Raw genomic sequence first — 26975 nt, 5'->3', positions numbered from 1 at the left:
TTCTTGAATGATAATTGATTTTTAAAATGAACTCAAAAAGGGCTCTGGCTTATGTGTCAGGGCCTTTTTTTTCACATTTTTAGCAACAGGCTTTTTAATTTTTTTCTTTGGGACTATTTTTTTCTTTGGAATTAACGGCAAAACGTTAACCGAGCTATCTTGAAACATATCTGACATTTCTTTAAAGCCTTTTGATTTGGTAGTAACCATAATCGTTTGCACGTTTGTTTGCATAGCAAATTGGTGAACTATTTTTGCCAGGCGTTTGCTTGGTTTGCACAGCACCAGAGTATCAATTGACGTGATACCGGTTGACTTAATCAGTTCTGGTAAAATCGTATAATCGATGTTGCTATAAAAATTTTGCTTGCTGCACAAAGCGCCATGATCGATCAAATATACTTTACCATTGATGCGCAGTGCGCAAAGGGGCAAATTGCCAACTTTTTGATAGAGGTTTTTTTGCATGTAGTAGCGAGCGCCAATCAAAATAAGCCAAAAAATAAATAGGGTACAAACTGCTTGTTTGGTCGTTGGTTTGATGTAGGTGTATAAAACGAACACAAGAAAACAAAACAGCAACGAAATCCACAACGTCTGATAGGAAAATCCTATGAGCCACTCTGGTCTGGCAAAAGAAAGTATGAAGTGCCAAAGGCCTGTAATTTTATCAAGCAGGTGTACAAACCATGAGCATGGAAGGTGGAGAAGGGCAAACACTGAAAACAAACAAGAGACCCATAAAAAAAGTATTAAAAGTGGCGTAAATATTAAATTAGCCAATGGGCTCATGTAAGAAACAGGAAGTCCCCAATGCGTGAGCAAAGGCAAAGACATAAGCGAGATGACGAGCTGCAGTTCAAGAAATGAGTAAAGCCATTTCGAGGTTTGAGAGATTATTTTTTTAAGCATAGGGCTTGTTGATGAAAAGCCATGTACATATTTTTCCAGAAAAGCTTACTGCTTCCTGAAATTGGAAGCTGCACAAGGGCTTGTTTAATTAAAATTATTTTATCCGTAATGGCCAGCATGGTTGCAGGATTAAATTGTTGTTGCCCGTGAACAGTGGTTAATTGCCCGTGAAAATATTGAAGTAAAAGATCAACTATGTCGCGTGTTTCATGTTCTTTAATAGCAAGTCGTTCAATGTTTTTCATAAATCCTACGGGATTATGAAATGACGAACTGATAAAAGGTTCCATGATTTCCTGGTAACCATGTGAAATATTTTGCTCTGAAAATTGTTTGAAAAAGCAGCGAGAGGCAAGCGTTGGCAAGATATTGTCAGTTCTGCTAGCCATAAAAATAAAATAATACCCTTTGTGAGGCTCTTCAATAGTTTTGAGTAAGCGATTGCTGCATGCAGGAGTTAATTCTTGAGCGTTGGTAAAAATAAAAAAACGTTTTTCATTTTGATCCAGCGTGAATCGTGCGCAGTCTAAGACTTGATCAATATCTTCAAGGGTGTAAGAGCCTTCTGGCTCTATCCATGTTGCCGTCGGATGTTGTTTTTGCGCAATTTGCACACAGAGTGTGCATGAGCCGCAGCCTTTATTTTGATATAAGTTAGGACATACAATGTTTTGCAATTGACTGACAAATTGCTCGAACAGAGTTTGTTGGTCGCTGACCCATAGATGTGCATGATGCTGAGTAATGAGATTTTGTTGCTGCATGTTATTTATTTTTTAACGAACATTTTTGGGTTTTAAAAGTTTTGATTTTAAAAGTTATAAAGCTCAGTTTAACAAAAAATAAAGAAACATATAATGCAAATTTCTTGGCAAACAGTTGATTTTTAGTTTTAGAGTTAGATATCGTAGAAATATCTTATTTTAACAAAAGCATCAGCCAAAAGGGCGCCAGCCTGACGAAGCTGAAAGCGAAGACAGGGAGAATTGTATGAAAGATTGGAGACAAGGTCATATGCGTCCGATGATAGATCGCGTAAAAGGCTGCCGTCATTGTATGACATCTCGTGGGATCAAAAAAATGAAAGACGTTATTTCTCGCGTAAGAAATCATTTCACCGATTTGTGGACTGGGCGAAATAAAAAGTAAGTAACTGAAGCAATAAGTTGTAAAAACATCCTCTTTTTTAGTACCGTACTGTAAAGCGTATGAAGACCAAAAAGGGGGATTTTTTATGAGCTCAAAATTTGTCACAACAAAATTGATTGTTTCAGCACTGATTTTTTTTATGGTTTGTTTGTTTGGGTGTGTGTTTGACACTCAAGCCGAAACCCTTGTTCTATCGTCTATGCCCGGCGACACTGCTCGTTTGAATTTAATTTCAATAGAAAACGAAACGGAGAATTTAGAATTCCAGCTTTTTTATGGAGCTGACTCTGCTCACGGAATTATTTTTCCTCAATCAGTTTATGAATGTCAAAAGTCTTTAAGTCTTTCTGGACGAGCTGCTTTAGTTTTAAAATGCTGCAAAGGTTCTTTTTTGCCGGTGTATATCCAGGATGGCGGTTTTGCAAGTGGTACTATTGAAGAAGGGTATGAAGGACCGTTTTACATTTCGATGTGGTTGCAATTTCCTCAGGTTGCAGAGTCGTCAAAAGTACATGTACGGTACGCAGTAGCAAAAGGCAAAATGGGATCTATAGGTATTAAAATTGGCTTAAAAGGTGATTATCGACTCGTTGCGCATGAGGATGTAAAATTTATCGTAAACTAAAATGGGACTATAAATTTTTGACACTTTTTTAAATTCATGAATACAATGATTTCATCTTGTGTTTTCTCTTTAAAAAAGGTTCAAGTATGAAAAAATTATTACTTTCAGTGTTATCAAGTTCAATCGTAATGCGTGCTTCAGAAGAATTGGCTCCGGCTCCAGAATCATTTAGCGAAGAATTTTTGCAAGAAGTTGAGTCTTTGCCAAGCAAAGCAGAAATGGGATGGCGTGATGTGGTTATGGCTCGTTGGTACAACCTATCACCAATGACACAGTACATTGTGCTTGGTGTTTTAGCTTTAGTAGTTTTTTATGTGATTAGTCGTTTATTTAAATGTGGTGGCGGATGCACATGTGGTTGCGATAAAAGCGGTAGCTGTGGTTGCAAATAGCATACAACCAAAGACATTAATATTAAAAAGGGCTCGTTTACTACGAGCCCTTAACATTTTTAAATCAATTTTGTTTGTTTTATAAATTCTAGACAGATCTGGCTCCATGCTTCCATCTGTGGAGCAAGCGCCAAGCACTCATCTAAAGAAAGCAGCATGCCACTCTTATGTTCATCTTTGATGGAAATAAGTTCTGAATTTCCTTTGATCAAAAGTACCATGCCAAGATGTACTTTTCCAACGTCGCTCGTATCGTCGTTTAAAATGCCTACCTTGCTCATTTCTTGCGACCCAGAGTACTCTACTTCTTCTTGAAATTCTCGCTGTGCCCACTTGAAAATATCGCCATCGGTGATGTCTTCGTGGCGCACATGGCCTCCGATGCCAAGAGAATATTTACTAGCAAGTCTTTGTTCTGAAGCTGTTGCTTTTCTTTGCATGACAAATATTTTTTGATCGAATGTGAAAATTATGTAAGGAATAATCTGTTTGTATGCAGGGTTTGTTTCTGCGTGTGATCGTGGAATGAAGGCTATATGATCTTGTATAGAATTCATACATGTATCAAAAGCTTGCGTGTTGATTCCATACCACGCAGGAGTGTTTTCAAAAAGAACTGACCGACGTATGACTAAAATATCTTCATCGAGATGAACCGGTTGTATGTGCCCTGATTGTATTTGAGGATTTTGCATGCGAGTCCTTTGTTTGCCGTGAAATGATGTATTGCTTACTGCTCTTTTTTCCATCGCTTTTGAAATATTTACCTTAAGCTGTAACGGACTGAAAATCAATATTTTTGTGATTTTACGATACCTTAGTATACTTAAAAAGTATTGGTGAAAAACGTACTGTAACCGCAAAAGGTCTGACATGTCATACGACTTTAAAGATGTTGAAAAAAAGTGGCAAGCCCACTGGAGTAAGCAACCCTATGGTGTTGTGGATCTAAAAAACACAGGAAAAAAATATTATTGTTTGGATATGTTTCCTTATCCATCCGGATCAGGTCTGCATGTTGGTCACTGGCGAGGTTACGTACTCTCCGATGTGTATGCGCGGATGAAAGTCTTACAAGGCTACAATGTGCTGCACCCTATGGGTTGGGATGCGTTTGGACTTCCTGCAGAAAATGCAGCGATCAAAGAAGGTAAACATCCAAAAGCAGCAACCGATAAAAATATCGCAACGTTTAAAGAGCAACTTAAGCAAATTGGCGCAATTTATGATTGGTCAAAAGAATTAAATACAACCGATCCGAATTATTACAAATGGACGCAGTGGATTTTTGTTCAGATGTTTAAACGCGGTCTTGCGTATGAAACGATGTCAGACATTAACTGGTGTCCTTCTTGCCTGACTGGTCTTGCAAATGAAGAAGTGGTCAATGGTGGATGTGAACGTTGTGGATCACACGTTGAGCCTAAAAAAGTTCGCCAATGGGTTTTAAAAATTACTCAGTATGCAGAAAAATTACTTCAGGGTCTTGATAAACTTGATTGGCCAGAAAAAGTAAAATTGATGCAAAAAAACTGGATTGGAAAAAGCACTGGTTTACTTTTCTCATCTCCTGTTAAAGATATGAATGTAAGTCTTGAAACATTTTCAGCACACTTTGAAGCGTGTTATGCAGATACGTTTGTTGCTATCGCTCCTGATCATCCGTTGCTTGCAACATTGATCAAAGACGTAGCAAATAGACAAGAAATTGAAAAAATGTGCAGTGAGATCGTAGCTAAGCGTCTTGAAAAAAAATATGATGATGCGCAAGTCGAAGGTATTTTTACCGGACGTTATATTGTTGATCCTTTAGGAAATGGCGATTTGCCGATCTGGGTTGCAAGTTACACCTTGGCAGATTACGGTACTGGAATTGTAAAATGTTCTGCTCATGATGAACGTGATTTTGCTTTCGCAAAAAAATATAACATTTCACTTAAAGTTGGACTGGTTCCACAAGATCCTGAGCTGCGAAAACAAGTCGAAGCTCAAGAAGTTTGCTTCACCGATATGGTCAATGGAATACTTTTGCAGCCAACACCGTTTGAAAATAAAAACGCTGGTGAAAGCAGACAAGCTTTGATGGATTATTTGATTGCGGGTGGCCTAGCTCGTGAAAAAGTAAACTATCGTTTGCGTGATTGGGTTTTTTCAAGACAACGTTATTGGGGTGAGCCAATTCCTTTGGTGCATTGTCAAAGCTGTGGCGTTGTAGCTGTGCCAGAAGATCAATTGCCGGTAACTTTACCAGAAGTTGAGCGTTACGAGCCAACAGGAACAGGCCAGTCACCTCTTGAAGGAATTACTGATTGGGTTAACACAACATGTCCACAATGTAAGGGCCCGGGCAAACGTGAAACAAACACGATGCCGCAATGGGCAGGTTCATGCTGGTACTTTTTACGGTATCCAAATCCAGATTTAGCAGACGAACCATTTTCTCAAAAAGATTTACAATACTGGCTTCCTGTCGATTTATACGTTGGTGGTGTAGAACATGCAATCTTGCATCTTTTGTACTCACGTTTTTATATTAAATTTTTGCATGATGCAGGCTATGTTCCGTTTGATGAGCCATTTACGCATTTGTTTAACCAAGGAATGGTTTGCAAACTTTCAGAAAAATCTGGAGCTGTAGAAAAAATGTCAAAATCTAAGGGTAACGTAGTGAATCCTGATGATATTGTTAGTGTCTATGGTTCAGATGTGCTTCGAATGTACATGCTTTTTATGGGACCACCAGAGCTTGATTGCCAGTGGCAAGATGAAGGAATTGAAGGTATCAAACGTTTTGCAAATCGATTTATTACCTATGTTTCAAATCCAGAGACTATGCTTTCCGGTAGTGAAACTGAGAACCCTGAAGTTACCAGATGCTTGCATCTTTTGATCAAAGAAGTTCAACAGCGACTTGCTGTCTTTAAACCGAATACAGCGCTTGCCTCCTTCATGGAATGGAACAATCAGTCCATGAAAAGCGGTATGAAAATGAGCAAGAATTCAATGCAAACTGTTTTGACCTTGTTTTCTATTTTTGCACCACACGCTGCATGCGAACTTTTGCAAAATATTTTTGGCAAAGATTTAACGCAGTGCACGTGGCCAACGTATGATTCTTCACTCCTTGTGATCAATGAAGTCACGTACGCAGTGCAGATCAATGGAAAATTGCGTGGTACGTTTACTGTTGTAAAAGAAACTGAGCAAGAAAAAATTCAAGCTCAGGCTCAAGAAATAGTTGCAAAATGGCTTGAAGAAAAACAGGTCGTGAAAATTATTTTCATTAAAGATCGTACTGTTAATTTTGTAGTGAAATCATGAGGAATACCATGAAAAAAGCTATTATAGTTTTGATGTTAATGTTTGGACAAATGTCCTTTTGTGGCCAGCAAGGAGCGATAGTTCAACTTCAAAGACCTGGTGTTGCATTCAAGGATGCCTGTTGTGAGTGTTGCGGAGAAGTTTGTTGTACTTGTAGCAAGGCGCTGTGTGGTTGCTGTTGTTTGATAATTTTGACTAATCACGCTTATATTTATGGCACAGATGATTTTGATAACTTCAAAATAGTATCACCTAAAAAAATGGAATAAAATTCTTGCCAAATTCGTGTGTCTTTTATGACATACAATAAATGGGGCTTGCCTGAATTCCAGGCGGCCCCATAATTTTTTAATCTGTGTAATTTTTTATATAAAGCAAGCTGATGATGGCGATAGCGCTAGCAATAGCTAGCAAAGTTATCTTTTTTTTTGAACCATATAAATTTTTTGAATTTTTGCTTCATAAGCAGAGATGACTTTTTTGACGAGTACAATGTTTGGATTGTAGCTGTCACAAGTACCAGTTGCCCATGCTTTATCGTAAGGCAAATCATATTTTTTATAAAAAGTATGAACTGCTTTTAAATAAACTGGTTGAGCAGTTTTATTTTGCAGTAAAAAACTGTGTTTTCCTTTTGAAATAGCTGCCAAGTGAACGTTGGTGAAACCTTGTTTTTTAAATTCAAGGTAAAGCATTAATGAGTGTTCAAAGGGAACAGAGCTATCGTCTTTGCTATGAATTAATAAAATCGGAAGATTTTTATTGGTAATATTTTTGATTGCATGAAGTGGCGGAATGCTGTTTGCCGGGTATGCAGGAAAAAGTGTTGTAAAAATGGAAAGGCTATAAGAAGGATGGATTCCTAGTTTTACCAGCTTTGGAGCAATAGTTTCTGGAAGACTTGCAGGACAAGAATCAAGAACTAACGCTTTTACGTTTTTTGGATTAAATTTTGCTAGATAATTTATGATCGTGGCAGAACCTCGAGAGCATCCGTATAAAATGACCGATTTGTTTGCCGGTATTTTAGTTATTGTTTTAGAAATTGCTGTAATATCAGCGGTTTGACCCATGAACATTGCACTTCTATTGACCGTCTTGCCAAAGAGTTTAGTACAATGACCTATAATTCCATTAAGAGACCAGTCTGTTGCTGACTTCGAGTCGGCAAATTGAACAGCAGTGGCTTTAGGAGTGGTAATTGCTTTCTGAAATCGTAGCATTTGACCAGGTCCATCAACAATTCCGTGCGCAAAAACCGTATAATCAGCGCTATAGGCTGAAAGACTTGTAAAAAAAGAGAGAGTAAAAAATAATTTATTCATAATATTTCATAGTTAAAATAAGAATATTTCCCTGTTTATAGGGTATCAAAAGGAAAGGTGGTCAGCAAAAGGGTAGATACTAATTTAATGAATGATTTTTTATGAAAAAGTGAAGTGTGAGAAAAATATGAAATTTAAAAAAAAGAGGTGAGGTATGAAATATATTTCTTATGGCATGCTGTGCATGGTTATTTTTCAAGTTACGTATCCATCGCAACACAATGCACAAAGCGTTGCGCAAAATTCTAATGACGATGCACAAACTCGTGAAAATAGCGTATCGGTGTTAGATCTGTCTGACAAGATGTCTCCTGGTGGTGCATTGAGGCGTAATTCAGCAGTTTTAAATCACCAACCTCATGATACAGCAGCTTTGAAGCGTCATAGTACTTTTTATTTATTGGACAGAGAAATTTCTGACTTAAGTCGTAAAATGTCACTTAATAAATGTTTACCGGATACAAATGAGCAAGGGCTTTCATCAGAGTTTCAGATACTTTGTGAAAAGGTGCGCTCATTTCAATTGGAGCAAGCAAATGATGAAATAGATTCTGTATTGTTAGAACCGCTTGAAAGTACGTTAGTTGGAGCGCTTTTTGTAGTAGCTTGTCAGCAAGGATTGTCTCTTGATATTATTCCAACACCGATAAGTTCTTTATCTCGTTGCAATGCTTCTGTAAATAAAGCAACTGTTGCTGCTGCCGCGAGTGCGCAATCAAATCAGATGCATCATAGTGATTCTTTTGTTAAAGGTTTAATTTCTGTAGGTTCTGGAATAAAAGCTTTCGTGCCACCTATAGATTTAATATCTTTGGAGCCTAAATCAAATAAATTTCCAGATATTCCTATGGCTACAATTGTTGGTAAATGTGATAGTGATCTTGAATCTTGTGACGGAAGTGATGACTTACAGGATTTTTTATAGTAAAACGCTGCACGGGATAGGGCGATATGAATAGCATATATTTTTTTATAGTCCTACTGTGTTGTAATCTTGCTACGATGTGTAGTCATGATAATAATTTGGAAAATTTATCTGATTGCTCTATGTCTGAATTACAACTTGAGCTCAAAGATCAGCAGGGCATAGAAAATGAAAGCTTGTTATCTTATTTACCACATTTAAAAAGTGATGCGTGTAAGCGCAAAGATGCTGATATAGAAAGCTGGAGAGAATTTTGCCTGCAGCAACGACAAGAGCACGAATCAAAGCAGCAAGAGCGAAAAGCCCGAGAAAAAATAGTAAATGATATGATATCTGGTCGCAATAAATTACAATATTAAAAAATTAAAGGTGTAGGTTTTTAAAGGATGCTTCATGAGTTTATTTAAATTACATTTACCGTTCAAGCCAGCAGGCGACCAAGAGGCTGCAATTAAAAAGCTGGAAAACCATGAAGGTAAAAAATCTACACTTCTTGGCGTGACTGGTTCTGGAAAAACATTTACGATTGCAAACGTTATTGCAAAACAAGACAAACCGGTCATCGTACTTTCTCCTAATAAAACATTGGCAGCTCAGCTGTACGAAGAGTTCAGTCTTTTTTTTCCTGAAAATAAAGTGTGCTACTTTGTAAGTTATTATGATTACTATCAACCAGAGTCATATTTGCCAGCTAAGGATATGTACATTCCTAAAGAAACGAAGATTAATCCAGAAATTGAACGCTTGCGCATTGAAGCAGTTGCAAGCCTTATGCAACGCCGAGACGTTATTATCATAGCATCGGTTTCTTGCATTTATTCCTTAGGAAATCCACGCGAGTACGCGCAGCAAGCGCTTGCTTTAAAAGTTGGGCAAACAGTGAATCGTCGTGAGATACTCTCAAAATTAGTATTTATGCAATATAGCCGTAACGACGTGGATAGAAAAAGTGGAACATTCGCAGTACAGGGTAACGTGATTGAAGTATGTGTTCCCTATGAAAAACATCGAAAATTACGCATTGAGCTTTTTGGTGATGAAATAGAGGGACTTTCATGGGTCGACAAACAAAATAATCATGTAGTAGAAACATTTACCGATACGGTTATTTTCCCCGCAAAAAACTTTGTGACTTCTCAGGAATTAAAAGATAAGGCCTTGATAGCAATTGAACAAGAATTAAACGATTATTTGCCGCATTTACAAAATCCTATTTACGCAGAGCGTTTACGTCGTCGAGTTATGCATGATCTTGAGATGATAGAACAGACTGGTTTTTGCACTGGCATTGAAAATTATTCTTCTTATTTTGATGGAAGATCACCAGGTCAGCCACCATTTTGTCTTTTTGATTTTTTCAAAAAAGATGATTTTTTGCTCGTTATTGATGAATCACACATAGCTGTTCCTCAAATTTCAGGAATGTATCACGGCGATCGAGTGAGAAAAAAATCTTTGATCGATTTTGGATTTAGGCTACCATCAGCGGCAGACAATCGACCATTAAAATTTGAAGAAGTTGAAAAGTTTTTTACCAACACTATTTTTGTTTCAGCAACTCCAGGTTCGTATGAACTTGAACACAGCGATCAAATTGTTGAGCAAGTGATTCGTCCAACGGGACTTCTTGATCCTAACTTAGAAATTCATCCTCGCAAAGATCAGATTAACGATTTAGTTCTTCAGATTAAAGCTACAACCAAAAAAGGCTTTCGCACTCTTGTCACTGTGCTAACAAAAAAGATGGCAGAAGAGCTGGCCAGTTTCTTAGAAGAAAAAGGTATCAAGGTTTGTTATTTGCATAGTGATTTAAAAACTCCACAACGTACTGAAATTCTGCAAAAATTACGCGTAGGTGTGTTTGATTGTGTGGTTGGTGTAAATCTACTCCGCGAAGGAATTGATTTGCCTGAAGTTGCTTTTGTGGCAATCATGGATGCAGATATTGAAGGGTTCTTGCGCGATAAAAGATCCCTCGTTCAAATCATTGGTCGCGCTGCCCGAAACACTGAAAGTGTGGTTCGGTTGTACGCTGACAAAATAACTAATTCAATGCAGTATGCTCTTGACGAAACTGCGCGGCGTAGAGGTTTGCAGGAAGCTTACAACAAACAATGGGGCATTACTCCAAAAACAGTAGTTCGAGAAGTGGTCACATCTATTTCAAAAGCTGCTCTTGATTTAACCAGACCTGAAAAGAAGTCTGGCAAAAAAGGACCAAATTCACAAAAATTATCGACTCAAGAAATTCAAGAATTGATCTTACAACTTGAAACAGCTATGCATAAAGCTGCTGAAAATCTTGATTTTGAAAAAGCGATTCAATTGCGTGAGCAGCTGCTTAAATTTAAAGCAGATTTGTAAGAATTTCATACCAGACATTTGCATGTTGTGTTTAATGATTTACAGTATTAAACATACAAGATCGAATCCGTTCTTTTAAAGTTGAGGAGTTTGCTGGTGAGAAAATCATATTTGTTTTTAGTTGTTCTTGTAGCCATAAGCGCTGGCTGTGGAAAAAAGAAAGTTGCGCAAGAAAGAATTTGTGCTCGAATTGATTTTGAGAGAATCGTTGCTTTGTTTCCTAAGACCATAGCGCAAGTGCAAACTCTTACGCAAAAATCTAAAAATGATATGGACAGGGCAATTGAACTTATTGGTGATATATCAGCCTCAGATAGAACTTATCAAAATACGGCTCTTGCATACGAGCAGGCTTACTTTCAATTCTTTCTTAACGCACAAGTGTTACATGTTTTAGCCTCAGCATCGTGTGACGCCGACCTGCAATCAGAAGCGTTTCGTGCAATTATTGATTTAGAGCAATATAAAAATAATGTCTTATCAAGAAATGTAACGTTGTATCAGGCTTTTGAAGAGTATCAAAAATTGGGAACTGATACTTACAGAAAAACTCAATCTGTTAATTATTTTTTACACGATGTTGTGCAACAATTTGAAAGAGAAGGTATGCAGCTACCTGTTGAAAAGCGGACTGATCTAGTTCTTTTAGAAAAAGAGATTCAAACTTTAGCGAGTCGATTTGAAAGTAATGTGATGCATAGTTCGTCTAGCATGGTGGTGCCACTAAAAGAGCTTTATGGAATGTCTGAGCAGTTTTTGAGCAGCCTTAATAAAGACAGTAATGGGGATTGCATTTTGCCGATTAACTATGCAACTTTTTGTATGATTATGGAAAATTGTTTGGTTGAGTCAACAAGAAAATCTTACTTTATATTATTTGGACAACAAGCATATCCTCAGAATCAAACTATTTTAGAAGATTTAATAAACAAACGAAATGAGTACGGGCAGATGCTTGGCTATAAAGATTTTGCTAGTTATCAACTAGACGGACTCATGGTAAAAACTCCGAAAAAAGCAGAAGATTTTTTATGGAAAATGGTAAAAGCATTGCAACCATATGAAGACAAGAATTTTAAGCAGCTTACGCAGCATCTACCACCATCAGTTAATTTTGTGGGTAAAAATCAATTGAAGCCTTGGGACGTGGCCCTTGTAAAATCATGGTATAGAAAAAAACATTTTGATTTAAATGACGATGAAATTTCAGAGTATTTTTCTTTGGACACTATTATACCAGCACTTTTACAGCAATTTGGTCAGTTTTTTCATCTAGAATTTGAACATCAAAAAGTTGAGAATGTGTGGGCTCAGGACTTACTTTGTTATCGCGTGCGATCACTAAAAAACCAATCTATAATTGGGTATATATTTTTAGATTTGTATAAGCGACCTTTAAAAAAAATAACTGGTCAATGTTATATGATGATTATTCCTGCTATCAGGGATGATTGTAGTATTTCATGTGTGGGATCTTCAGCTGTTATGGCACAATTTGAAAAGCCAACAGAAGGTAAACCAACGCTTCTTAAGCTACATGAGGTGGTCTCATTGTTCCATGAAATGGGTCACGCCGTCCACGCACTTTTTGGAGCAACTCGATTCACACAGTTTTCAGGAACCCAAGTTGCAAAAGATTTTGTAGAGGCCCCATCGCAGATGCTTGGGTATTGGTTTGATGAGCCTGAAGTGCTTCATGCTACTTCCCGTCACTATCAAACAGGAGCGCCACTTTCTAAAGGTATGATTGAAAAAATTATTGCAGCTGCAAAATTTGATCGAGCTGATCAGATGTTAAGACAATCATTTTTAGGATTAGTATCACTGCATCTGTTTAAACAAAATTATGAAAAAAGTATTCATGGCATGATTGAAAAAATGCATAAAAAAGTATTTAAACATGTTGCATATGAACAGGGATGTTATTTTGAAACAAGTTTTATACCAGTAGCTTATGATTGCGGTGCAGCTTACTTTATGTACCCATGGTCTCAGGTACTAGCGGCTGATCTGTTTGCTCATGTCAAAGCGCAGGAAGTAGCTAACCATGAGATGGGAGTTCGCTATGTTTCTGAAATATTGAGTCCTGGCGGTTCAAAAAATCCACACGATATGGTGAAACGATTTTTAGGCCGCAGCTGGAATAACCATGCATTTTTTGAAAGTTTGTGACAATTTCTGTAAAGATTTTGGTATCACGAGTATCATGGTAAGTAGAGTAAGAACACTTAAAAAACATTATTAAATTAAGCAGCACCCTATGAATTATGTATCAAGCAATGCAACAAGCGCGCCAGCATTTGTTTTGAAAAATTATGCTCCGATGAGTCACAAGGTAGAAATCTTGCATCGTCAGCATGGTAAGATTATGTGTATCTACCCTAAGAATCATCATGCTGCTCTTTTAAGCGCGGGGTCACTCATATTTTGCATGGTAGAAAAAAATCAAAATTTTTATAGATTTTTAAATCTTGAAATAGAATCAGCACTCCATGGTTTTTCTGTTGTGCAGCTACAATTTATTCACGATATCATACGGTTATGCATTAAAAAAATTCCTCGCGAAATTATGGTGCCAGAATTGTTCGATTATTTATTGTATGTTTACAGTGATCTTTCGAATTTATCTGACGATGGAAAGTTGATTGTGTTGTTGCGTTGTTTTTTAATGCTGGATTTGTTGCCAGAGCAGCCAGAAGTGTATTTTGTAGCAGCTCAAGATCCATATGGAACTATTAAACAAGAATCAAAAATATTGCATGAATATGTGCGTAAGTCTTGGGATAATTTTTATCAACACGATACGTTGTAAATATAATATAAAAAAAATTATTGAAGCAATTCTATTTATTCGTTAGCCTGAATACAGATTGCAGATGTTGCAATTGTCTATGGTTCCAAGGAATAGCGCATTATGAAAAATTTCTTTTTTTTCCTTTCTTTTTTTCTTTCTTCTTTTTCGATACAAGCTCTTGAGTTGGGTAAAAATTTAACCAAAGAGCTTACGACTCCAAAGGTGCGAATTTTATTGCGCAATGATTTGTCGGATCGTTATAAATACGTAGAAAATTTAAAAACAGAACTACAATCACTCGAGCACCGCTGGAGAGAAGACTTTGAAAATTCTGAACAAAAAAGTCTAGAAATACAAGCACAGATTGAAGAACTTAAAGATTCTCCTCAGAAAAGGCAAACAGGAATTCTTCTTAAAAAAGTTAATTGTCTTGCTAAGTTAGACCAAACAATAAGTGATATTTGCGAAACCAAAAGTCAAACTTTGGAGTTTTTAAAGCAGCATATTGAATTCTGGGAAAAATACTTTGTCGACTCTATGCATCAATCAAATCTTATGGAAGAAAAGTCGTTGTACGCTTTTCTTGATGTACAAAACATAATGAAAAAAATCTTTTTTCAAGAAGAGCTTTTGGATGGATTGTTTTTAAGAAAAGAAGAAACAGCTGCTGACATTTCTCGAGAAGAATACGTTCTGGCTACTAAAGAAAAAGAATTTGAACAGGTAGAACAGTTGCTTGAGGATAAGAAAAAACAAACGGAAAAAAATAAAGATGATATAGCTCTTTTAGATCTTGAAAAAGAAGTTGTGACCAAAGAGCGAGAATTGGCATCTTTGAAATTAAGATTATTTCAAAAAAAACAGGAATTTTTTAATTCAAAAGAATCGATTTTACAGGATCGGTTGCAACAGCTTAAAGAGCATTCAGACATTATTCGTAGCCGGCTGTACATCGACATATCGGACGTACAAAACTATGAACAAAAATATAATGAACAAAAAAAATCATCTTCTTTTAAAAAATCTGAACTGGTCAAATTACGCAATGAAGTTGCTTCACAAAAAATAAATGCTCAAGAAGAATTAGACCGCTTACGAAAGCGGCATAAAGTTTCATTTACTAAAATGGCACAGCTTGAAGATATTGAGGTGAGCACTCATGGTCTTTCAGATAGCTTTGCGCTTTATAGCGTAGCTCATGCCTATGTCGCTGTGGCAACATGTGAGCGGTTAATGCACAAAATTAAAATAGATATGATGCTGCAAGATGCAAAAATGCAACAAGCACAAATAATTTTCGACACAGTCAAATTACTGTATGAAATTTCTCAAGGACATATAAAAGATACTGAAACATTTGAAAAAGAGAGAATTAGATATAAAGAAACAAAGCTGTCATTGCAAGCTGGTATAAAAATAAACAAAGAACAAACGCTTTGTGATCATGTTTTAATGAAAGACATTCAGCGGATTATTGCCCATTTAAAAAAACAGCAAGAAAGAATGAATAATATCTCTGGTGATGTTTCAAACTTTTTACATAAAAATGGTCTGATAGCATCATTCTTCTTTCTGAGATGGTAAAAAATATTGAAGAGCAGCAGGAAGTAATGCTTCAGAAAAATGAGCTTTACCAGCACATAGTGGTAGCACAGGAAGAAACTTTAGAGTCGATAGATTGCATTCTACATGAGTTTGACATGATTGGTGTTTGGCATCGGTCGATTAGCGCTGTCACCTGGGAAGGAATAAAAAATATTATTCCTAACTTATTTGTGTTTTTGAAAGATGTAAAAAACATTGTTGTGTCGTACATATCCAAGCTTACGCTCCAAAATTTTGCTTATGGTTTATCGGTACTGAGTATTGGTAGAATGCTCGGTATTTTTGCACTACTATGTATGTCATTTTTCCTATTTTTATTTTTACAGACATTGCTACCAACCATATACAAATTTTTAGTAAATTTTCAGCACAACACGGCTGACAGCTTATACGGACTGCGTCAGATTGGCATCATTTTTATAGGTTTTTTAATCGATGTGTTTAAGCCATTTTATCTTTGGACGTTGTTTGTATTTTATGTGTTTTGGTGTGATGCATCGATAGCGTTTTTAGTATTGTTTTATGGGTATACAATATTTTTTGGAATTTATGCATCGCGCAAATTTCTGGCCCAATTTATTTGTGTGAATCGAAAATTTGATTATTTTTTACTTAGCAAACGATTGATTGATCGCTTTTCTTGGGTCTTTTTATTTTTCTCTATTTCTACCATTGTCATATTAGTGTTTCGCAAAATGTTTATGCTGGTCATGCTGCATCAGCAGTCAGAATTTCCTAATATTTTGCTTCGCATTTATCATATCGTCATTTTTATTTCGATTGTTTTTTCTTTAGACAAAGAAGAATTTTTACAGCTATTGCCAAAAAAATCGAATTTTGGTGAAAAATTAGCGCTTATGCTTGAGCATTATTATTACCTGGTTTTATGTACTATTTTTAGCTTACTCATTATCAGTGACCCGTATCTTGGTGGTTATGGCTCGCTCATGTGGCTTTTATCATGGAATATTTTTGTCTCAATATGTGTACTGGGACTTCTTTTTATCGGGTATATGATTATTCGACAGTATTCATCGTTTTTCTTTTTTAAAGAAGATGACAGTCTCAGTGGTTCTTCAGAGCGTTTTGATTATGCAAAAACATGGTATGCCATTTATATTCTTTGTTTAATGTTTGCGTTTGCAGTTATAGCTATTGTTTTGTGCGCAGAGATATGGGGCTATGGTTTTACGTATGGGACACTGCGTAAAATAGTCATGTATGAATTATTTAAAATTGAATCAGTGGGTGGTGCTGGAAAAACAGAATCATTTAAATTTTTTAATCTTTTATACATATTATTCATTTCATTTTGTGGTGTTGTTTTAGCATATCTTTTTAAGAAATTTGTTTTAAAACGTGTGTTTGATATTCAATATGTAGATCCTGGAATACAAAACACGGTCATTATTATTTCTCGCTATGTCATCATCATAACCGTTGTTGTGATTGCATGTATCCAATCAAAGCTAGGATCACTTGTTACAGGGGTGTTTTATGTTGCGTTGGTTGTTTTTGGTTGGTCATTTAAAGATCTGTTTACTGATTTTGTAGCATATTTTTTCATTCTTGTGCAGCGCCCGGTAAAGCTTGGAGATTATGTAAAAGTTGATAGTGAAACGATGGGTGTTGTAAGAAAAATTAGTCCTCGTGCCGTTATTTTGCGTCATAAAAATTCGGTAAACATTGTGGTTCCTAACTCAACCGTGCTTAAAGCTTCGATTTGCAATTGGAATTATACCCGTGGATACATTGGCATAGATGACATTGTTTTTTCTGTACCGTTTGGAACAAATATTAACGTCGTACGAGATATTTGTTTTAAGGTATTTGACGAAGATGCTGATGTTTTAAAAGTTCCGCAACCCTTTGTTCGTTTAAATGATTTTGGTGACAAGGGTTATATTTTCATGATTCGTGGCTTTGTTAGCTCAGGAAATACTTTGCGCCAATGGGACATAGCAAGTAATATTCGTTTTGCGTTGGTAGAAAAATTGGCCAAAGAAGGAATTTCTATTGCTGGTCCAAGCATGAAAGTTTTGGTCACAAAAGAATTAATAGACTCGAACTTCGATCGACAATAAAAAAGGCTGGCCCAAGAAAGAGCCAGCCATAAAGAATTATTGTATGTTATTTTTTTAGACCTTTGATTGATTTCAAAATGTGGCTTTTATCAACACCCCAAAATAAAAGATAAAGGCCAACAACAACCATGATGATGTTTAAGAAGTTTTGTAGAAAACCTAATTTTCCTAGAGCACCAAAAAATAAAACTACGCCAAGAGCTAAGGCAATAAAACCTTGGCGTTTTTCTGGGATAGAATTGAACTGTTTTTGAAACATGAAAGTCTCCTTTTTTTTATAGAACTTTATAAGTCAGAACATACCAAAAAAAATTATAAATACTCAAGAAGTTATTGAATATAGCCGGCAATTGGCCAAGCAGCATCAAAACTGAGATGGTCATCTTGTAGTGGCTGATGATGAACAAGTAGGCGAATAAAAGCGATAGGTATTTTATTTTCTTGCAATGTTTTAAGCAAGCTTTCTACCAGCATAAGCTTTTGATAGGTGCTACATGATTTATCAAAGGGATATTGATTGAGCGAAATAAATGCTTCTGAGCCAGAAGGGGACAGAGCAACAGATTGAACAAATATTTGTTTATCGGTCAATCCTTCTTCTTCCAAAAATAAAAACCAACTATTTAAAAGCAGCTTGATATTTTGCGCAGTATCTTGGCCATAAATGATTTCTGCGGTTTCTTTTTTAAAAGCCTTTCTCTTACTCCAAACCCAGAGACTTACTTCTTTAGAATTTATTTTTTGCTGTTTTGAAGAGACTGTAGGAGACGTTTGCCTTTTAGGGATAGAAAAAACAATCCAAGATTCTTGATACAAAAAGAATAAAGAGCCGACAGCTAAAAAGGATAAGCTTGCTAAAAAATAGGTATATTTTTTCATGAGATAATCGCTTTAATGCATGAAATTAAAGGAGAAATAAGATATTTCCAGTCATCTTTTTTGCAAAGACCAGCTTCAATTGCCAGGCTTGGAGCTTTAATTCCGATAAGCGGTTTGTAAGGAATGCCAAAGAGTCCTTGAGCTATAAAGACCGAATTAATTGATGAATTTTGTAGATGTTTTAAAAAAGATTTACCCATAGTTTCAGAATCTTTTAAGTGTATTAAATGAGCTTGCGACACGTGGTAAAAATAAAGTGGATTATAGTGATGCCAAAGGTCAGTTGGACTATCGAGATAATAAAACAACGAAATATGAGAAGGCATCTCCGGTTCTTGATAAAAACTGATGCTCAGATAAAAATCTGCTTGAAGTCTGTTAGAAAACGAAGCGTTTTGAAGCGGCGCAATAGTTTCACCTGGTACTCGAGTTAAAACTACTCGAACATCAGGAAGCGTATTGTTTAGTTGTTTTTTTAGTTCTTCTGCGCATTGCAGCGTGATACCACGTTCGAATGTATCATCGATTTCTCGCCCAGTATTTTTTGGATCACCCAAAGGATCAATGATGATGGTGAATGGTTGATTTTCTGGCGTGAGCTTTTGTGAAAGTAGAAGAAAAATAATAAATAATTTTTTTATCGACATGAGAGATTTTCTGTTAAAAATTCGCTTAAAAAAGTAATTCGATCTTCTTGTTTTGCATTTTTTATACCCATGGCAATTGCTTTTGGTTGACCAACAAAAATGCATAATTTTTTTGCCCGTGTAACAGCAGTATAAAGTAAATTACGTTGTAGTAACATAAAATGTTGCATAAAAATAGGAATAATGACAGCGTCATATTCAGAACCCTGACTTTTATGAATCGTGATTGCATACGAAAGAACGAGTTCATTGAGTTCATCAAATGCGTATGAAATCAGCTGTCCATCGAAATCGACAACTACTAATTTTTCATCTACGTCAACATCGTGAACCGTACCGATATCTCCGTTAAAAACTTTTTTGTCGTAATTGTTTTTAATCTGCATGACTCGATCATGCTGTTTATACGTCGTGCCAATGTAGGTAACTTGATTTTCTGTTACGGCAGGGTTTAAAAATTGCTGAAGGTCATGGTTTAACTTTTGAGTCCCTGTTGCTCCGCGATTCATGGGTGTTAGTATCGTGACGTTACCTGGAGCGATATGGTGCTGTTTAATGATTGTTTGTAGAATTTTTGCAATTACAGGAAAGCAATTTTCAGCATTTTCTTCTTTGATGAAATAAAAATCTTTTTTACAGTCTGGAATTGAGCTGCTCGGAAATTCGCCTTGATTGATCTTGTGTGCATTTTGAATGATCATGCTGTTTTGCGCTTGTCGGAAAATATGAGCAAGTCTGGTACATGAAGTTTTACCACTCTTGATTAAATCTTTTAAAATACTACCAGGACCTACCGATGGAAGTTGATCTACGTCACCGATAAGTACGAGATGTGCGTTTAAAGAAAGCGCTTTAACCATTGCATGTGCAAGAAAAACATCAAGCATAGATGTTTCATCAACAATTAAAAAGTCAGCTTTAAGGGCATTGCTATCATTTTGTTGAAAACGCATGGTTGACGGATCAAACTCAAGCAATCGATGCAGTGTGGTTGCAGGGCGTTTGGTTCCTTCCATTAAACGCTTTGCAGCTCGACCAGTTGGTGCAGCAAGTTTATAGGTGAAATTATGCTCTTCTAAAACTTTTATTAAAGCTTTAACCAAAGTTGTTTTTCCTGTTCCAGGGCCTCCAGTGATGATAGAAACTTTATGGTCAAAACAAGAAATAATTCCGTTTTGTTGCTGCTCATTAAGCTCAATATCCATTGCTTTTTGTAAAGAATCATAAATCTCTTTAGGCTTGACTGCGTGGGTAACGGGCGTTGCCAGAAGTTGTGATATTTTTTGAGCAATACCTTTTTCAGAGCCGTACAGAGCGCTGAGTCCTACAAAATGTTTTTCGAGGTAGGTTATTAGTTTTATTTTATCTTGATCATGTAAACTTCTCAGAGCTTTTTTCATTTGATCTTTATGCTCTTCTGAATCAATTTCTAAAAGTTCAAAAGTTTTTTCTTTAAGTGTTTCAATTTCTTGATAAACGTGTCCGTTGCTTGATTCTTGCTTGAGGCAGAAAGAAACTCCTGCTTGAATACGTTGGACAGATCCTAGAGCAAACCCCATGTTTTGAGCAATTTTATCAGCGATTTTAAAACCGATTCCCCAAATGTCATCAGTAAGCCGGTAAGGATCTTGTGTTAATTTTGCGATAGCATCATGGCCATATTTTTTATAAATTTTTGCTGCATAAGTGGATGTGACACCTTTTTCTTGCAGGAAAACCATGATTTTTGCAACGTATTTTTGATCAACCCATGATTGTTTGATTTGTTCAACTCGTTTTTTTCCTACGCCACTTATTTCAAATAGTCGATCAGGTGTGACATCGATGATGGTAAGAGTATCGGCTCCAAAATGCTCAACGATTTTTTCTGCGTACACTTTTCCGATGCCTTTGATAAAGCCTGAGCCAAGATATTTTTTAATACCTACAATTGACGTAGGCAAAGCTGTTGTGTAGGTAGTCGCTTGAAATTGTTTACCAAATTTTGCATGAAAATTCCAAGCACCTTCAAGATGAATTTCTTGTCCAACTTGGACACTAGCAAAAGTGCCAGTGACGGTAGCATTCTCTTGTTTTTTGGATTGTAGAATAAAAATAGCAAATCCTGTTTCAGAATTTTGAAACAGGAATCTGTCAATGATTCCAGATAGTTGATCGTTATTCATTCTCACTCATCATGTTAGGGCTTGCCGTGTCCGTCGAAGCCAGGGCGAAGTCGGAACCCAGGTATCCAGCATTAAACTGGCAGTTATTTTTTTATGTTTTTTAAATTTTCTAAAGCATGTGGACAACTTGAAGCAAAGTCACCTAAGAAATCATGAAGATCAGTGCAGAATTTTTTAAGAGCTTGAAACGTTATGATGTCTCTTTTGAAGACAACACGCTCTGGCTGTGAGCTGTCTAAATGAGTCCAGCGCAATATGTAGCAATCATTATTTTTTCTGAGTTGACATGATTCTTCGATAAGTTCAATCATGAGTTCTTTATAATCTCTTGTGTTTATTAAGAAATGCTCAACGAGACCTAAAAAGTCTGATTGAGCTTGTATCATGATGACAGCAAAAGCTTCTTTTTGCCCATGGGATAGCTCTTTATTTTCTTTGTTCAGCGTTGCTTCGATCTCTTCTAAGTCTTTAATGCTGTAAGATTTTCCATGCAGAGAGTAGAGCAGATTTTCTTGATACTCAGAGCCGCAGCGATGATCTTGCAAGTAAGTTGTTATTTTTTCTATAGCAGGTTTAGTTGGGCCATTTGCAAAATCGCTGTTTATGATTAAGCAATCATAATAATCGCCGGTATATGCCTCAACTAAGTCTTTACTATTTTTATGATATTGTGGGCTAGAAGATTTTCCTTCTTTGGCAGATGTTACTACTTGTTTAATTTCAAGCTTATGTTTGTGCGCAAAAACAAAATCTTTTTCATCATGAGCAGGAACTGAAAAATGTGCTTTTGTTGTTCGCGTGTCAAAACCTTCAAGTGTATAATCAGCTATAAAAACAGGAAGTTTTTTCCCAGTGATAGGGTGCAACGCATATGAACCAGTAGCCGCAGCATCGTAGTTTGTATTTTCATAGCGATGCAGAAGAGAATTTTTTTTAACATTTGCAATGAACGATACAACTTTTGATTTTTCTGACTGAGTTACAAAATCAAGTGCATGTGGATGTTCTGGAGAAATGATGACAAACGTTGCGCCAAAAAGTATTTCAGGTCGTTTTACAATAACATGAAGTTTATTTGGTAGCATTGTATCTTGACTGTCTACAATAGAAAGATCGCACTGAGCACCTTTCCAGGCAAATTTTCCCATTACTAGTTTTTTTATTTTTTCTCGTACGAGTATGATGTCGTAAATTGATTCATTGAACACTCCTGCGCCATCAAGAGTTTTTAAAAGATGGTTTGTAAGCAAAGGGGCTTGCATAGAAAAAGACGAGCATAAAAGAACTGAACAAATTATTTTATTTTTCATGTTTTATATCCATTTCGTATTTTAAAACTTTGTATCAAAGCTGACACCAAGGATGAAATCATTGCCAATACCTTGGTTAAACAATGTTGCATCACCATATAAAGAGAAAGAGACGTCGTGCCGAGAACCATTAAAGTCTCGATGTAATTTTCCAAATAGTTTTACGGCCCAAGCGCTTGGGGTTAAAGATTTGCATATGTCTAAATTTTTAACAATTTCTGCTGGAGCATTGATTTCAAGGTAACTTTCATTGCCTCTGTACCAAGCGTTATATCCAGCGGTAAAATCCCAGCGACGATATGTTTTTTGTAAAGCTGTTGTCGAGTTAAAAATAATTCCAGGCAAAACTTTTGTAGTAAAGACACGAGGAAATAACCATTTGGTTAACTCTTGCTCGAAAATTAATAATTTTTCTTCATCGGGAACGGTAAGAGCTGTAAATCTTGTTGAAAAAGGTATTTTTGGTTGTTTTTCAACAAAAAATCTTTTTTCATCTTGAGCTAAAAAGAATTCAAGTATGTATTGGCCTTTGTACTGTAAATCGTCTCGTATCTGCCAATAAGGATTTAATTTTAGTCCTGCGCCAAGATGTTTATTGTATCCGAGTGGACATTGTAAAAGTGCTGAAGATAAATGATCAATTGCTGCCAGACCATAATCAGAAAGAATTTTTTTGTAGTCAGGATTTAGTTCAAATGCAGAAACATTAACCAAATCACATAAATCTAATAGTGGTTGCTGATCTTTCGGTTGAAAATAGGTGCCATATAAACCTGTGGCAAAATGATAATCAGTTGGTAGGTATAAACAGCCGCCACCATCAATACCCCAAGTTGGCCGTTCAAATATTTTTGTGCAAAGACTTAATTCAAGAGTCCCTGTTCCTAAAGCATCAAAAATAAGATGTTTTTCTGCAAATTCTTGCTCATTGACGCATGTGCCGGTAAACAATGATAACTGGTCTGAGATTCTTCGTTTTTCTTCTGGAGTAAAGTTTAAATTTCGAATCATCCAGAAAAAAGGTAATCTGCATTCAAAGTATGTGTTTGGGTTTATTTGTTGACAGTAGTGCCACATAAAGCCCATTCGTCGTTCTTCAAGTCTGGCATCTCCAATAACTTGTAAAAGATTAGGGAAATTTATATTCCTTAAAGGATCAAGACCGACTGGCACAAGATTCAATATTTTTTTAATAAGATCTCTAAGGGCTTGGTTTTCAATATTTAAATACGATCCAATGCGATTACCGACTACTCTTTGTACGTCGGTTTCAAGATCCTGGGTAAAAGCTTTTTTACTCGAGATGTTATAAAATACATGAGTGGTTAATTGTTTTTCAGCTAGAACTTGGTACGAGCACTCTGGCGTTTGGTAGGTACACAAAAGAAAATCTGGATAATTAATAAGATTTCTGGCGACCGGTATTGATGTTTTTTTGTAAAAATCTTGATCAAAAAGCTTTGCGGCTTCTGTTATTGTTAGTAGCGCGATCCATTGTGTAGCTTCTCCTGGCTCGCATGATCGTAGTGTTTCTAAATCTTCAGGAGTAATTGAGTATAAAAGTGCGTCGAGATCGTCATCGAGCATATCATCTTCTGCTCGTGTTGTTTGAAATAAAGCTGTGCCAAGTAACATGAATAAAGTGAAAGTTGCAAATTTATTTTTATAGTTTAAAAAAATCATGTTCACCGTTTTTTAATTCAATTTGTACATTCTTTTTCCTTGATAACCTTACTATATTTTTTTCATTAAGGCAAAAATGGCTGCTCATGGCCTATTTATCCCGATGGCTTGTTTATTATAGTATGTTAGGCTCCCTTAAATAAGGTCACATATTAAACTGAAGGGTTTTATGAAGCACACAAAAGCACACGCATTTCCAACTATTTTTGTTGAAGGAAACGTAGGAGTTGGAAAATCGACGTTTTTAAATTTTATAAAGCAGCATATCAATGTACATGTCATCTATGAGCCAAATAACTTATGGCAAGACGTTGAAGGACATAATTTACTAGAGCAGTTTTTCTTAGACGGTTCGCGTTGGGCCTATACGCTTCAAAGTTATATTTTACTCACGCGCGTCGATCAGCTACTTCATGCTGATGAACAAGATAGCGGACGAGCGATACGCTTTGTTGAAAGGTCGATTTATTCTGGGCGTTATTGTTTTGCTCAAGTGGCAAAAGAAATTGGCACCATGAACGGTCTTGAGTGGTGCTTGTATAAAAAATCATGGGATCGTGAATCTGCAAGAATACAACAGCAATCATCGGGTTTACAACCGCAAGGTTCACAACCGCAAGGTTTTATTTATTTGCGAACTCCAGCAGAAGTTTGTTACAAAAGAATAATGAGTCGAGGTAGATTTGAAGAAAAGCCTATTTCTTTAGATTATCTAAAAGCTCTAGAAGAAAAATATGATGATTGGTTTATCCATAAAAAGGGTGTTGATGAGCACGTTTTAAGCCTGCCTCAATTGATTTTGGATAACTCCCTAGATTTATTAACTGATAAAGATATGCAAGAACATTATTTGAAGTTGGTGCAGGAATTTATTGAAAAAGTGCAAGCCTCCAATCAAGGTTAACTCCTCTCTTGCTGAGAAGCCGTAGTTGAGTTTTCTTGATGATAACGCTATGGAGCAAAGTTTTCTGCGATAAATTCTTGATTTTTTAAAGATTCATGAGAATATTGATCTTACAAAGTGAAAAGATGTAAGATAGCTTTTAAAACTTTATAACATGTAATAAAGATAAGGGACAAAACATGGATGCAAATATAGTTGACTATACTAAAGCGGCAGTTTTTGTTGCAGCTGCAATAGCTATGGCAATAGGGACAGTCGGTCCATCACTAGCGCAAGGGATGATTGGGCGAGCAGCTTGTGAAAACATTGGAAAATATCCTGAGTCAAATTCTAAAATTCGCATGGCTATGATTATTTCAATGGCGCTTGTTGAAACATGTGCCATATACGTTATGATTATAGCTGTTATAGTTGTTATTAAAGTAAGCTAATTTGAGATATAGCTTGTAAGGTTATAAAGTCGCATGGATCTTCCAAACGTAACTCTTTTTTTTCAAATAGGTAATTTTTGCATTGCCTATTTTGTTTTACGAAAATGTGTATTTGCTCCAGCGCTTAAAATTTTAGCTGCTGAAAAGTCTCGAACTGATGGACTCAATAAAAAAATTGACGATACCGTCGCGCAGCAGCAACAGCTTTTAACGCAGCAAAAGACTCGATGGAATTTGATGAAAGAGTCTTTGTACAAAAAGATTCCGAGCTTTTCTTTACCATCTTGCTCTATCGATCAAACATTGCCAGAACCATTAAAAACACAAGATATAAAATTATCAGATCAACAAAAAACAGCAGTTCAAAACATGTTACAGGACGAACTGTCGAATGTTAAACTATGATTTTTTCTGTTGATGAAATTTTTAAATTTTTAAACTTACTGCTGCGAATTGGATTGGTTATTTATTTAGTCAAGCGCTACGCTGTCGGCAGCATTATGAAGTACATTGGACAAGAGAAAACTGCGATAGACTTGTTGCAGCAGCAACGCATACAGTTGCGTCAAGAGTGCGAGCAGGTTGAGCAAACAATGAAGGATGAAGAGAAGATTTTTCAGGCTATGCAGGAAAAATTTGCTGCATGGGATAAGAGTGTTAACGCAGCAGCCTTTCAAGAACAAGCTATGTGTAAAGAGCGTCAAAAAAAAATGAATCTATTGGCAAATCGCAAGCTTGAGAGCATAAAGCGACGTCACTTGATGCAAGAAGAGATTCCCGCACTTATTGAGCAAGCAACCAAAGACTTACAGCAAGCGTTTCAAGAAGATAAAGCACGAGGACAAAAATATATAACTAAAGTGCTTGATGCACTTGGCGAGTAATTGAAATGATATATTCACAATCACTAGTCGCAAAACAATACGCTAAAGCTTATTTGATTGAGTATGGCGACATTTTGACATCAACCGATATTGATAACATGAAACTGGCAATTCGTTTTTTTCGTCGGCATCATAATTTTATGTCCTTGGTAAGTTTGATGACGAAATTACATGAAAAAAAACATGTTATGATTGATGAAATATTTTCTCATTTTTCGCTCCATGATACCTTGAAAAAATTAGTAAAGATTTTACTCAGGCATAAACGCCTTTTGTATTTTGCCCAAGTTTTACAAGATATTTGTTGTTTGTTTGAAATTCGTAGTGGAAGCTTAGAAGTCTCTATACAAACAGCAACTCCATTGACAGAGTCTGAGATAACAAAATTTGAAACATTTTTCGCAAAACTTTCTGGCAAACGGATTATAAGTCATGTAGAAATTGATCCATCTTTAATTGCTGGAATTAGAATGCAATCGGAGATTTTCTTATGGGAATATTCTATTGCAGCACGATTGCGAAAATTACGTCATAAAATGATTACACCATAAATGGTTATACCATACATGGCTACTG

At 36.2% G+C, this 26975-nt stretch carries 27 protein-coding genes; 17 read left to right on the top strand and 10 right to left on the bottom strand.

Going from position 1 to position 26975, the window contains the following annotated elements; translation table 11 throughout:
• Window positions 1-21: 21 nt before the first annotated feature.
• Window positions 22-912, bottom strand: a complete 891-nt coding sequence (locus WC747_01255; GenBank protein MFA5998630.1) for a hypothetical protein — start codon at window positions 910-912, stop codon at window positions 22-24.
• On the bottom strand, window positions 897-1676 hold the full coding sequence (locus tag WC747_01250; GenBank protein MFA5998629.1) for a hypothetical protein: 780 nt from the start codon (window positions 1674-1676) through the stop codon (window positions 897-899). Before WC747_01250 ends, WC747_01255 begins: the two co-directional genes overlap by 16 nt.
• A gap of 226 nt (window positions 1677-1902) precedes the next feature.
• Between WC747_01250 and WC747_01245 the strand changes: the two genes are divergently transcribed.
• The 3 genes from WC747_01245 (at window position 1903) to WC747_01235 (ending at window position 3078) form a co-directional block, all read left to right on the top strand.
• Window positions 1903-2061 carry a hypothetical protein gene (locus tag WC747_01245; protein MFA5998628.1) on the top strand — a complete coding sequence of 53 codons (159 nt, stop codon included), beginning with the start codon at window positions 1903-1905 and terminating at the stop codon, window positions 2059-2061.
• Window positions 2062-2146: 85 nt separating this feature from the next.
• Complete coding sequence (locus WC747_01240) at window positions 2147-2686, top strand: hypothetical protein (protein ID MFA5998627.1); 540 nt, start codon at window positions 2147-2149, stop codon at window positions 2684-2686.
• Between the two features lie 86 nt (window positions 2687-2772).
• The gene (locus tag WC747_01235; GenBank protein MFA5998626.1) at window positions 2773-3078 is read left to right on the top strand and encodes a hypothetical protein; all 306 of its coding nucleotides are present in this window, start codon (window positions 2773-2775) and stop codon (window positions 3076-3078) included.
• A gap of 59 nt (window positions 3079-3137) precedes the next feature.
• Here WC747_01235 and WC747_01230 read toward each other — a convergent pair whose 3' ends face one another.
• Complete coding sequence (locus WC747_01230; protein MFA5998625.1) at window positions 3138-3827, bottom strand: hypothetical protein; 690 nt, start codon at window positions 3825-3827, stop codon at window positions 3138-3140.
• 124 nt (window positions 3828-3951) lie between these two features.
• Here WC747_01230 and leuS point away from each other — a divergent pair, with 124 nt between their 5' ends.
• Entirely contained in the window at window positions 3952-6399 is a 2448-nt protein-coding gene (gene leuS, locus WC747_01225; protein ID MFA5998624.1) for a leucine--tRNA ligase, read from the top strand.
• A gap of 8 nt (window positions 6400-6407) precedes the next feature.
• Complete coding sequence (locus tag WC747_01220) at window positions 6408-6668, top strand: hypothetical protein (protein MFA5998623.1); 261 nt, start codon at window positions 6408-6410, stop codon at window positions 6666-6668.
• A gap of 147 nt (window positions 6669-6815) precedes the next feature.
• Here WC747_01220 and WC747_01215 read toward each other — a convergent pair whose 3' ends face one another.
• Window positions 6816-7724, bottom strand: coding sequence for a prolyl oligopeptidase family serine peptidase (locus WC747_01215; GenBank protein MFA5998622.1), 909 nt, complete (start codon window positions 7722-7724; stop codon window positions 6816-6818).
• Between the two features lie 154 nt (window positions 7725-7878).
• Here WC747_01215 and WC747_01210 point away from each other — a divergent pair, with 154 nt between their 5' ends.
• The 7 genes from WC747_01210 to WC747_01180 all read left to right on the top strand — a co-directional run bounded on the left by WC747_01210 (window position 7879) and on the right by WC747_01180 (window position 17496).
• Window positions 7879-8649 (top strand): hypothetical protein, encoded by a 771-nt coding sequence (locus WC747_01210; GenBank protein MFA5998621.1) that lies wholly within the window; start codon window positions 7879-7881, stop codon window positions 8647-8649.
• Window positions 8650-8675: 26 nt separating this feature from the next.
• Window positions 8676-9008, top strand: a complete 333-nt coding sequence (locus tag WC747_01205; protein ID MFA5998620.1) for a hypothetical protein — start codon at window positions 8676-8678, stop codon at window positions 9006-9008.
• A 34-nt stretch (window positions 9009-9042) separates the two neighbouring features.
• Entirely contained in the window at window positions 9043-11013 is a 1971-nt protein-coding gene (uvrB, locus tag WC747_01200) for an excinuclease ABC subunit UvrB (protein ID MFA5998619.1), read from the top strand.
• A 96-nt stretch (window positions 11014-11109) separates the two neighbouring features.
• Entirely contained in the window at window positions 11110-13185 is a 2076-nt protein-coding gene (locus WC747_01195; GenBank protein MFA5998618.1) for a M3 family metallopeptidase, read from the top strand.
• An 88-nt stretch (window positions 13186-13273) separates the two neighbouring features.
• Entirely contained in the window at window positions 13274-13825 is a 552-nt protein-coding gene (locus tag WC747_01190) for a hypothetical protein (GenBank protein MFA5998617.1), read from the top strand.
• Window positions 13826-13927: 102 nt separating this feature from the next.
• Complete coding sequence (locus WC747_01185; protein ID MFA5998616.1) at window positions 13928-15391, top strand: hypothetical protein; 1464 nt, start codon at window positions 13928-13930, stop codon at window positions 15389-15391.
• A 26-nt stretch (window positions 15392-15417) separates the two neighbouring features.
• On the top strand, window positions 15418-17496 hold the full coding sequence (locus WC747_01180; protein MFA5998615.1) for a mechanosensitive ion channel domain-containing protein: 2079 nt from the start codon (window positions 15418-15420) through the stop codon (window positions 17494-17496).
• Between the two features lie 46 nt (window positions 17497-17542).
• On the opposite strand, the gene WC747_01175 is transcribed toward WC747_01180, so the two are convergent.
• From WC747_01175 to WC747_01150, 6 genes are all read right to left on the bottom strand, one after another.
• Window positions 17543-17755 carry a hypothetical protein gene (locus WC747_01175; protein MFA5998614.1) on the bottom strand — a complete coding sequence of 71 codons (213 nt, stop codon included), beginning with the start codon at window positions 17753-17755 and terminating at the stop codon, window positions 17543-17545.
• Window positions 17756-17826: 71 nt separating this feature from the next.
• A complete protein-coding gene (locus WC747_01170) occupies window positions 17827-18375 on the bottom strand; it encodes a hypothetical protein (protein ID MFA5998613.1) in 549 nt (182 codons plus the stop codon).
• On the bottom strand, window positions 18372-19022 hold the full coding sequence (locus tag WC747_01165) for an N-acetylmuramoyl-L-alanine amidase (protein ID MFA5998612.1): 651 nt from the start codon (window positions 19020-19022) through the stop codon (window positions 18372-18374). The genes WC747_01170 and WC747_01165 overlap by 4 nt, the downstream gene beginning before the upstream one ends.
• Window positions 19013-21187 (bottom strand): ATP-dependent RecD-like DNA helicase, encoded by a 2175-nt coding sequence (locus WC747_01160; protein MFA5998611.1) that lies wholly within the window; start codon window positions 21185-21187, stop codon window positions 19013-19015. The genes WC747_01165 and WC747_01160 overlap by 10 nt, the downstream gene beginning before the upstream one ends.
• Window positions 21188-21270: 83 nt before the next feature.
• On the bottom strand, window positions 21271-22497 hold the full coding sequence (locus WC747_01155; protein ID MFA5998610.1) for a hypothetical protein: 1227 nt from the start codon (window positions 22495-22497) through the stop codon (window positions 21271-21273).
• Between the two features lie 21 nt (window positions 22498-22518).
• The gene (locus tag WC747_01150) at window positions 22519-24180 is read right to left on the bottom strand and encodes a hypothetical protein (GenBank protein ID MFA5998609.1); all 1662 of its coding nucleotides are present in this window, start codon (window positions 24178-24180) and stop codon (window positions 22519-22521) included.
• Between the two features lie 169 nt (window positions 24181-24349).
• On the opposite strand from WC747_01150, the gene WC747_01145 reads away from it, so the two are divergent.
• The 5 genes from WC747_01145 to WC747_01125 all read left to right on the top strand — a co-directional run bounded on the left by WC747_01145 (window position 24350) and on the right by WC747_01125 (window position 26950).
• Window positions 24350-25084 carry a deoxynucleoside kinase gene (locus WC747_01145; protein MFA5998608.1) on the top strand — a complete coding sequence of 245 codons (735 nt, stop codon included), beginning with the start codon at window positions 24350-24352 and terminating at the stop codon, window positions 25082-25084.
• A gap of 179 nt (window positions 25085-25263) precedes the next feature.
• Window positions 25264-25515, top strand: coding sequence for an ATP synthase F0 subunit C (locus tag WC747_01140; protein MFA5998607.1), 252 nt, complete (start codon window positions 25264-25266; stop codon window positions 25513-25515).
• Between the two features lie 33 nt (window positions 25516-25548).
• On the top strand, window positions 25549-25920 hold the full coding sequence (locus tag WC747_01135; GenBank protein MFA5998606.1) for a hypothetical protein: 372 nt from the start codon (window positions 25549-25551) through the stop codon (window positions 25918-25920).
• Complete coding sequence (locus WC747_01130) at window positions 25917-26399, top strand: hypothetical protein (GenBank protein MFA5998605.1); 483 nt, start codon at window positions 25917-25919, stop codon at window positions 26397-26399. The genes WC747_01135 and WC747_01130 overlap by 4 nt, the downstream gene beginning before the upstream one ends.
• A 5-nt stretch (window positions 26400-26404) precedes the next feature.
• On the top strand, window positions 26405-26950 hold the full coding sequence (locus tag WC747_01125) for a F0F1 ATP synthase subunit delta (protein ID MFA5998604.1): 546 nt from the start codon (window positions 26405-26407) through the stop codon (window positions 26948-26950).
• Window positions 26951-26975 lie beyond the last annotated feature (25 nt).

The organism is Candidatus Babeliales bacterium, from assembly GCA_041660205.1.
In the GTDB taxonomy this organism is placed as follows: Bacteria; Babelota; Babeliae; order Babelales; family Chromulinivoraceae; genus JACPFN01.
The sequence above is the reverse complement of the archived record's forward strand: the minus strand, read 5'-3'. Positions and strand labels throughout refer to the sequence as shown.

Excerpts from the sequence above, each read along its gene's own strand:
- WC747_01255 (MFA5998630.1), bottom strand. The coding sequence starts at position 912 with ATGCTTAAAAAAATAATCTCTCAAACCTCGAAATGGCTTTACTCATTT.
- WC747_01250 (MFA5998629.1), bottom strand. The coding sequence starts at position 1,676 with ATGCAGCAACAAAATCTCATTACTCAGCATCATGCACATCTATGGGTC.
- WC747_01245 (MFA5998628.1), top strand. The coding sequence starts at position 1,903 with ATGAAAGATTGGAGACAAGGTCATATGCGTCCGATGATAGATCGCGTA.
- WC747_01240 (MFA5998627.1), top strand. The coding sequence starts at position 2,147 with ATGAGCTCAAAATTTGTCACAACAAAATTGATTGTTTCAGCACTGATT.
- WC747_01235 (MFA5998626.1), top strand. The coding sequence starts at position 2,773 with ATGAAAAAATTATTACTTTCAGTGTTATCAAGTTCAATCGTAATGCGT.
- WC747_01230 (MFA5998625.1), bottom strand. The coding sequence starts at position 3,827 with ATGGAAAAAAGAGCAGTAAGCAATACATCATTTCACGGCAAACAAAGG.
- leuS (MFA5998624.1), top strand. The coding sequence starts at position 3,952 with ATGTCATACGACTTTAAAGATGTTGAAAAAAAGTGGCAAGCCCACTGG.
- WC747_01220 (MFA5998623.1), top strand. The coding sequence starts at position 6,408 with ATGAAAAAAGCTATTATAGTTTTGATGTTAATGTTTGGACAAATGTCC.
- WC747_01215 (MFA5998622.1), bottom strand. The coding sequence starts at position 7,724 with ATGAATAAATTATTTTTTACTCTCTCTTTTTTTACAAGTCTTTCAGCC.
- WC747_01210 (MFA5998621.1), top strand. The coding sequence starts at position 7,879 with ATGAAATATATTTCTTATGGCATGCTGTGCATGGTTATTTTTCAAGTT.
- WC747_01205 (MFA5998620.1), top strand. The coding sequence starts at position 8,676 with ATGAATAGCATATATTTTTTTATAGTCCTACTGTGTTGTAATCTTGCT.
- uvrB (MFA5998619.1), top strand. The coding sequence starts at position 9,043 with ATGAGTTTATTTAAATTACATTTACCGTTCAAGCCAGCAGGCGACCAA.
- WC747_01190 (MFA5998617.1), top strand. The coding sequence starts at position 13,274 with ATGAATTATGTATCAAGCAATGCAACAAGCGCGCCAGCATTTGTTTTG.
- WC747_01185 (MFA5998616.1), top strand. The coding sequence starts at position 13,928 with ATGAAAAATTTCTTTTTTTTCCTTTCTTTTTTTCTTTCTTCTTTTTCG.
- WC747_01180 (MFA5998615.1), top strand. The coding sequence starts at position 15,418 with ATGCTTCAGAAAAATGAGCTTTACCAGCACATAGTGGTAGCACAGGAA.
- WC747_01175 (MFA5998614.1), bottom strand. The coding sequence starts at position 17,755 with ATGTTTCAAAAACAGTTCAATTCTATCCCAGAAAAACGCCAAGGTTTT.
- WC747_01170 (MFA5998613.1), bottom strand. The coding sequence starts at position 18,375 with ATGAAAAAATATACCTATTTTTTAGCAAGCTTATCCTTTTTAGCTGTC.
- WC747_01165 (MFA5998612.1), bottom strand. The coding sequence starts at position 19,022 with ATGTCGATAAAAAAATTATTTATTATTTTTCTTCTACTTTCACAAAAG.
- WC747_01160 (MFA5998611.1), bottom strand. The coding sequence starts at position 21,187 with ATGAATAACGATCAACTATCTGGAATCATTGACAGATTCCTGTTTCAA.
- WC747_01155 (MFA5998610.1), bottom strand. The coding sequence starts at position 22,497 with ATGAAAAATAAAATAATTTGTTCAGTTCTTTTATGCTCGTCTTTTTCT.
- WC747_01150 (MFA5998609.1), bottom strand. The coding sequence starts at position 24,180 with ATGATTTTTTTAAACTATAAAAATAAATTTGCAACTTTCACTTTATTC.
- WC747_01145 (MFA5998608.1), top strand. The coding sequence starts at position 24,350 with ATGAAGCACACAAAAGCACACGCATTTCCAACTATTTTTGTTGAAGGA.
- WC747_01140 (MFA5998607.1), top strand. The coding sequence starts at position 25,264 with ATGGATGCAAATATAGTTGACTATACTAAAGCGGCAGTTTTTGTTGCA.
- WC747_01135 (MFA5998606.1), top strand. The coding sequence starts at position 25,549 with ATGGATCTTCCAAACGTAACTCTTTTTTTTCAAATAGGTAATTTTTGC.
- WC747_01130 (MFA5998605.1), top strand. The coding sequence starts at position 25,917 with ATGATTTTTTCTGTTGATGAAATTTTTAAATTTTTAAACTTACTGCTG.
- WC747_01125 (MFA5998604.1), top strand. The coding sequence starts at position 26,405 with ATGATATATTCACAATCACTAGTCGCAAAACAATACGCTAAAGCTTAT.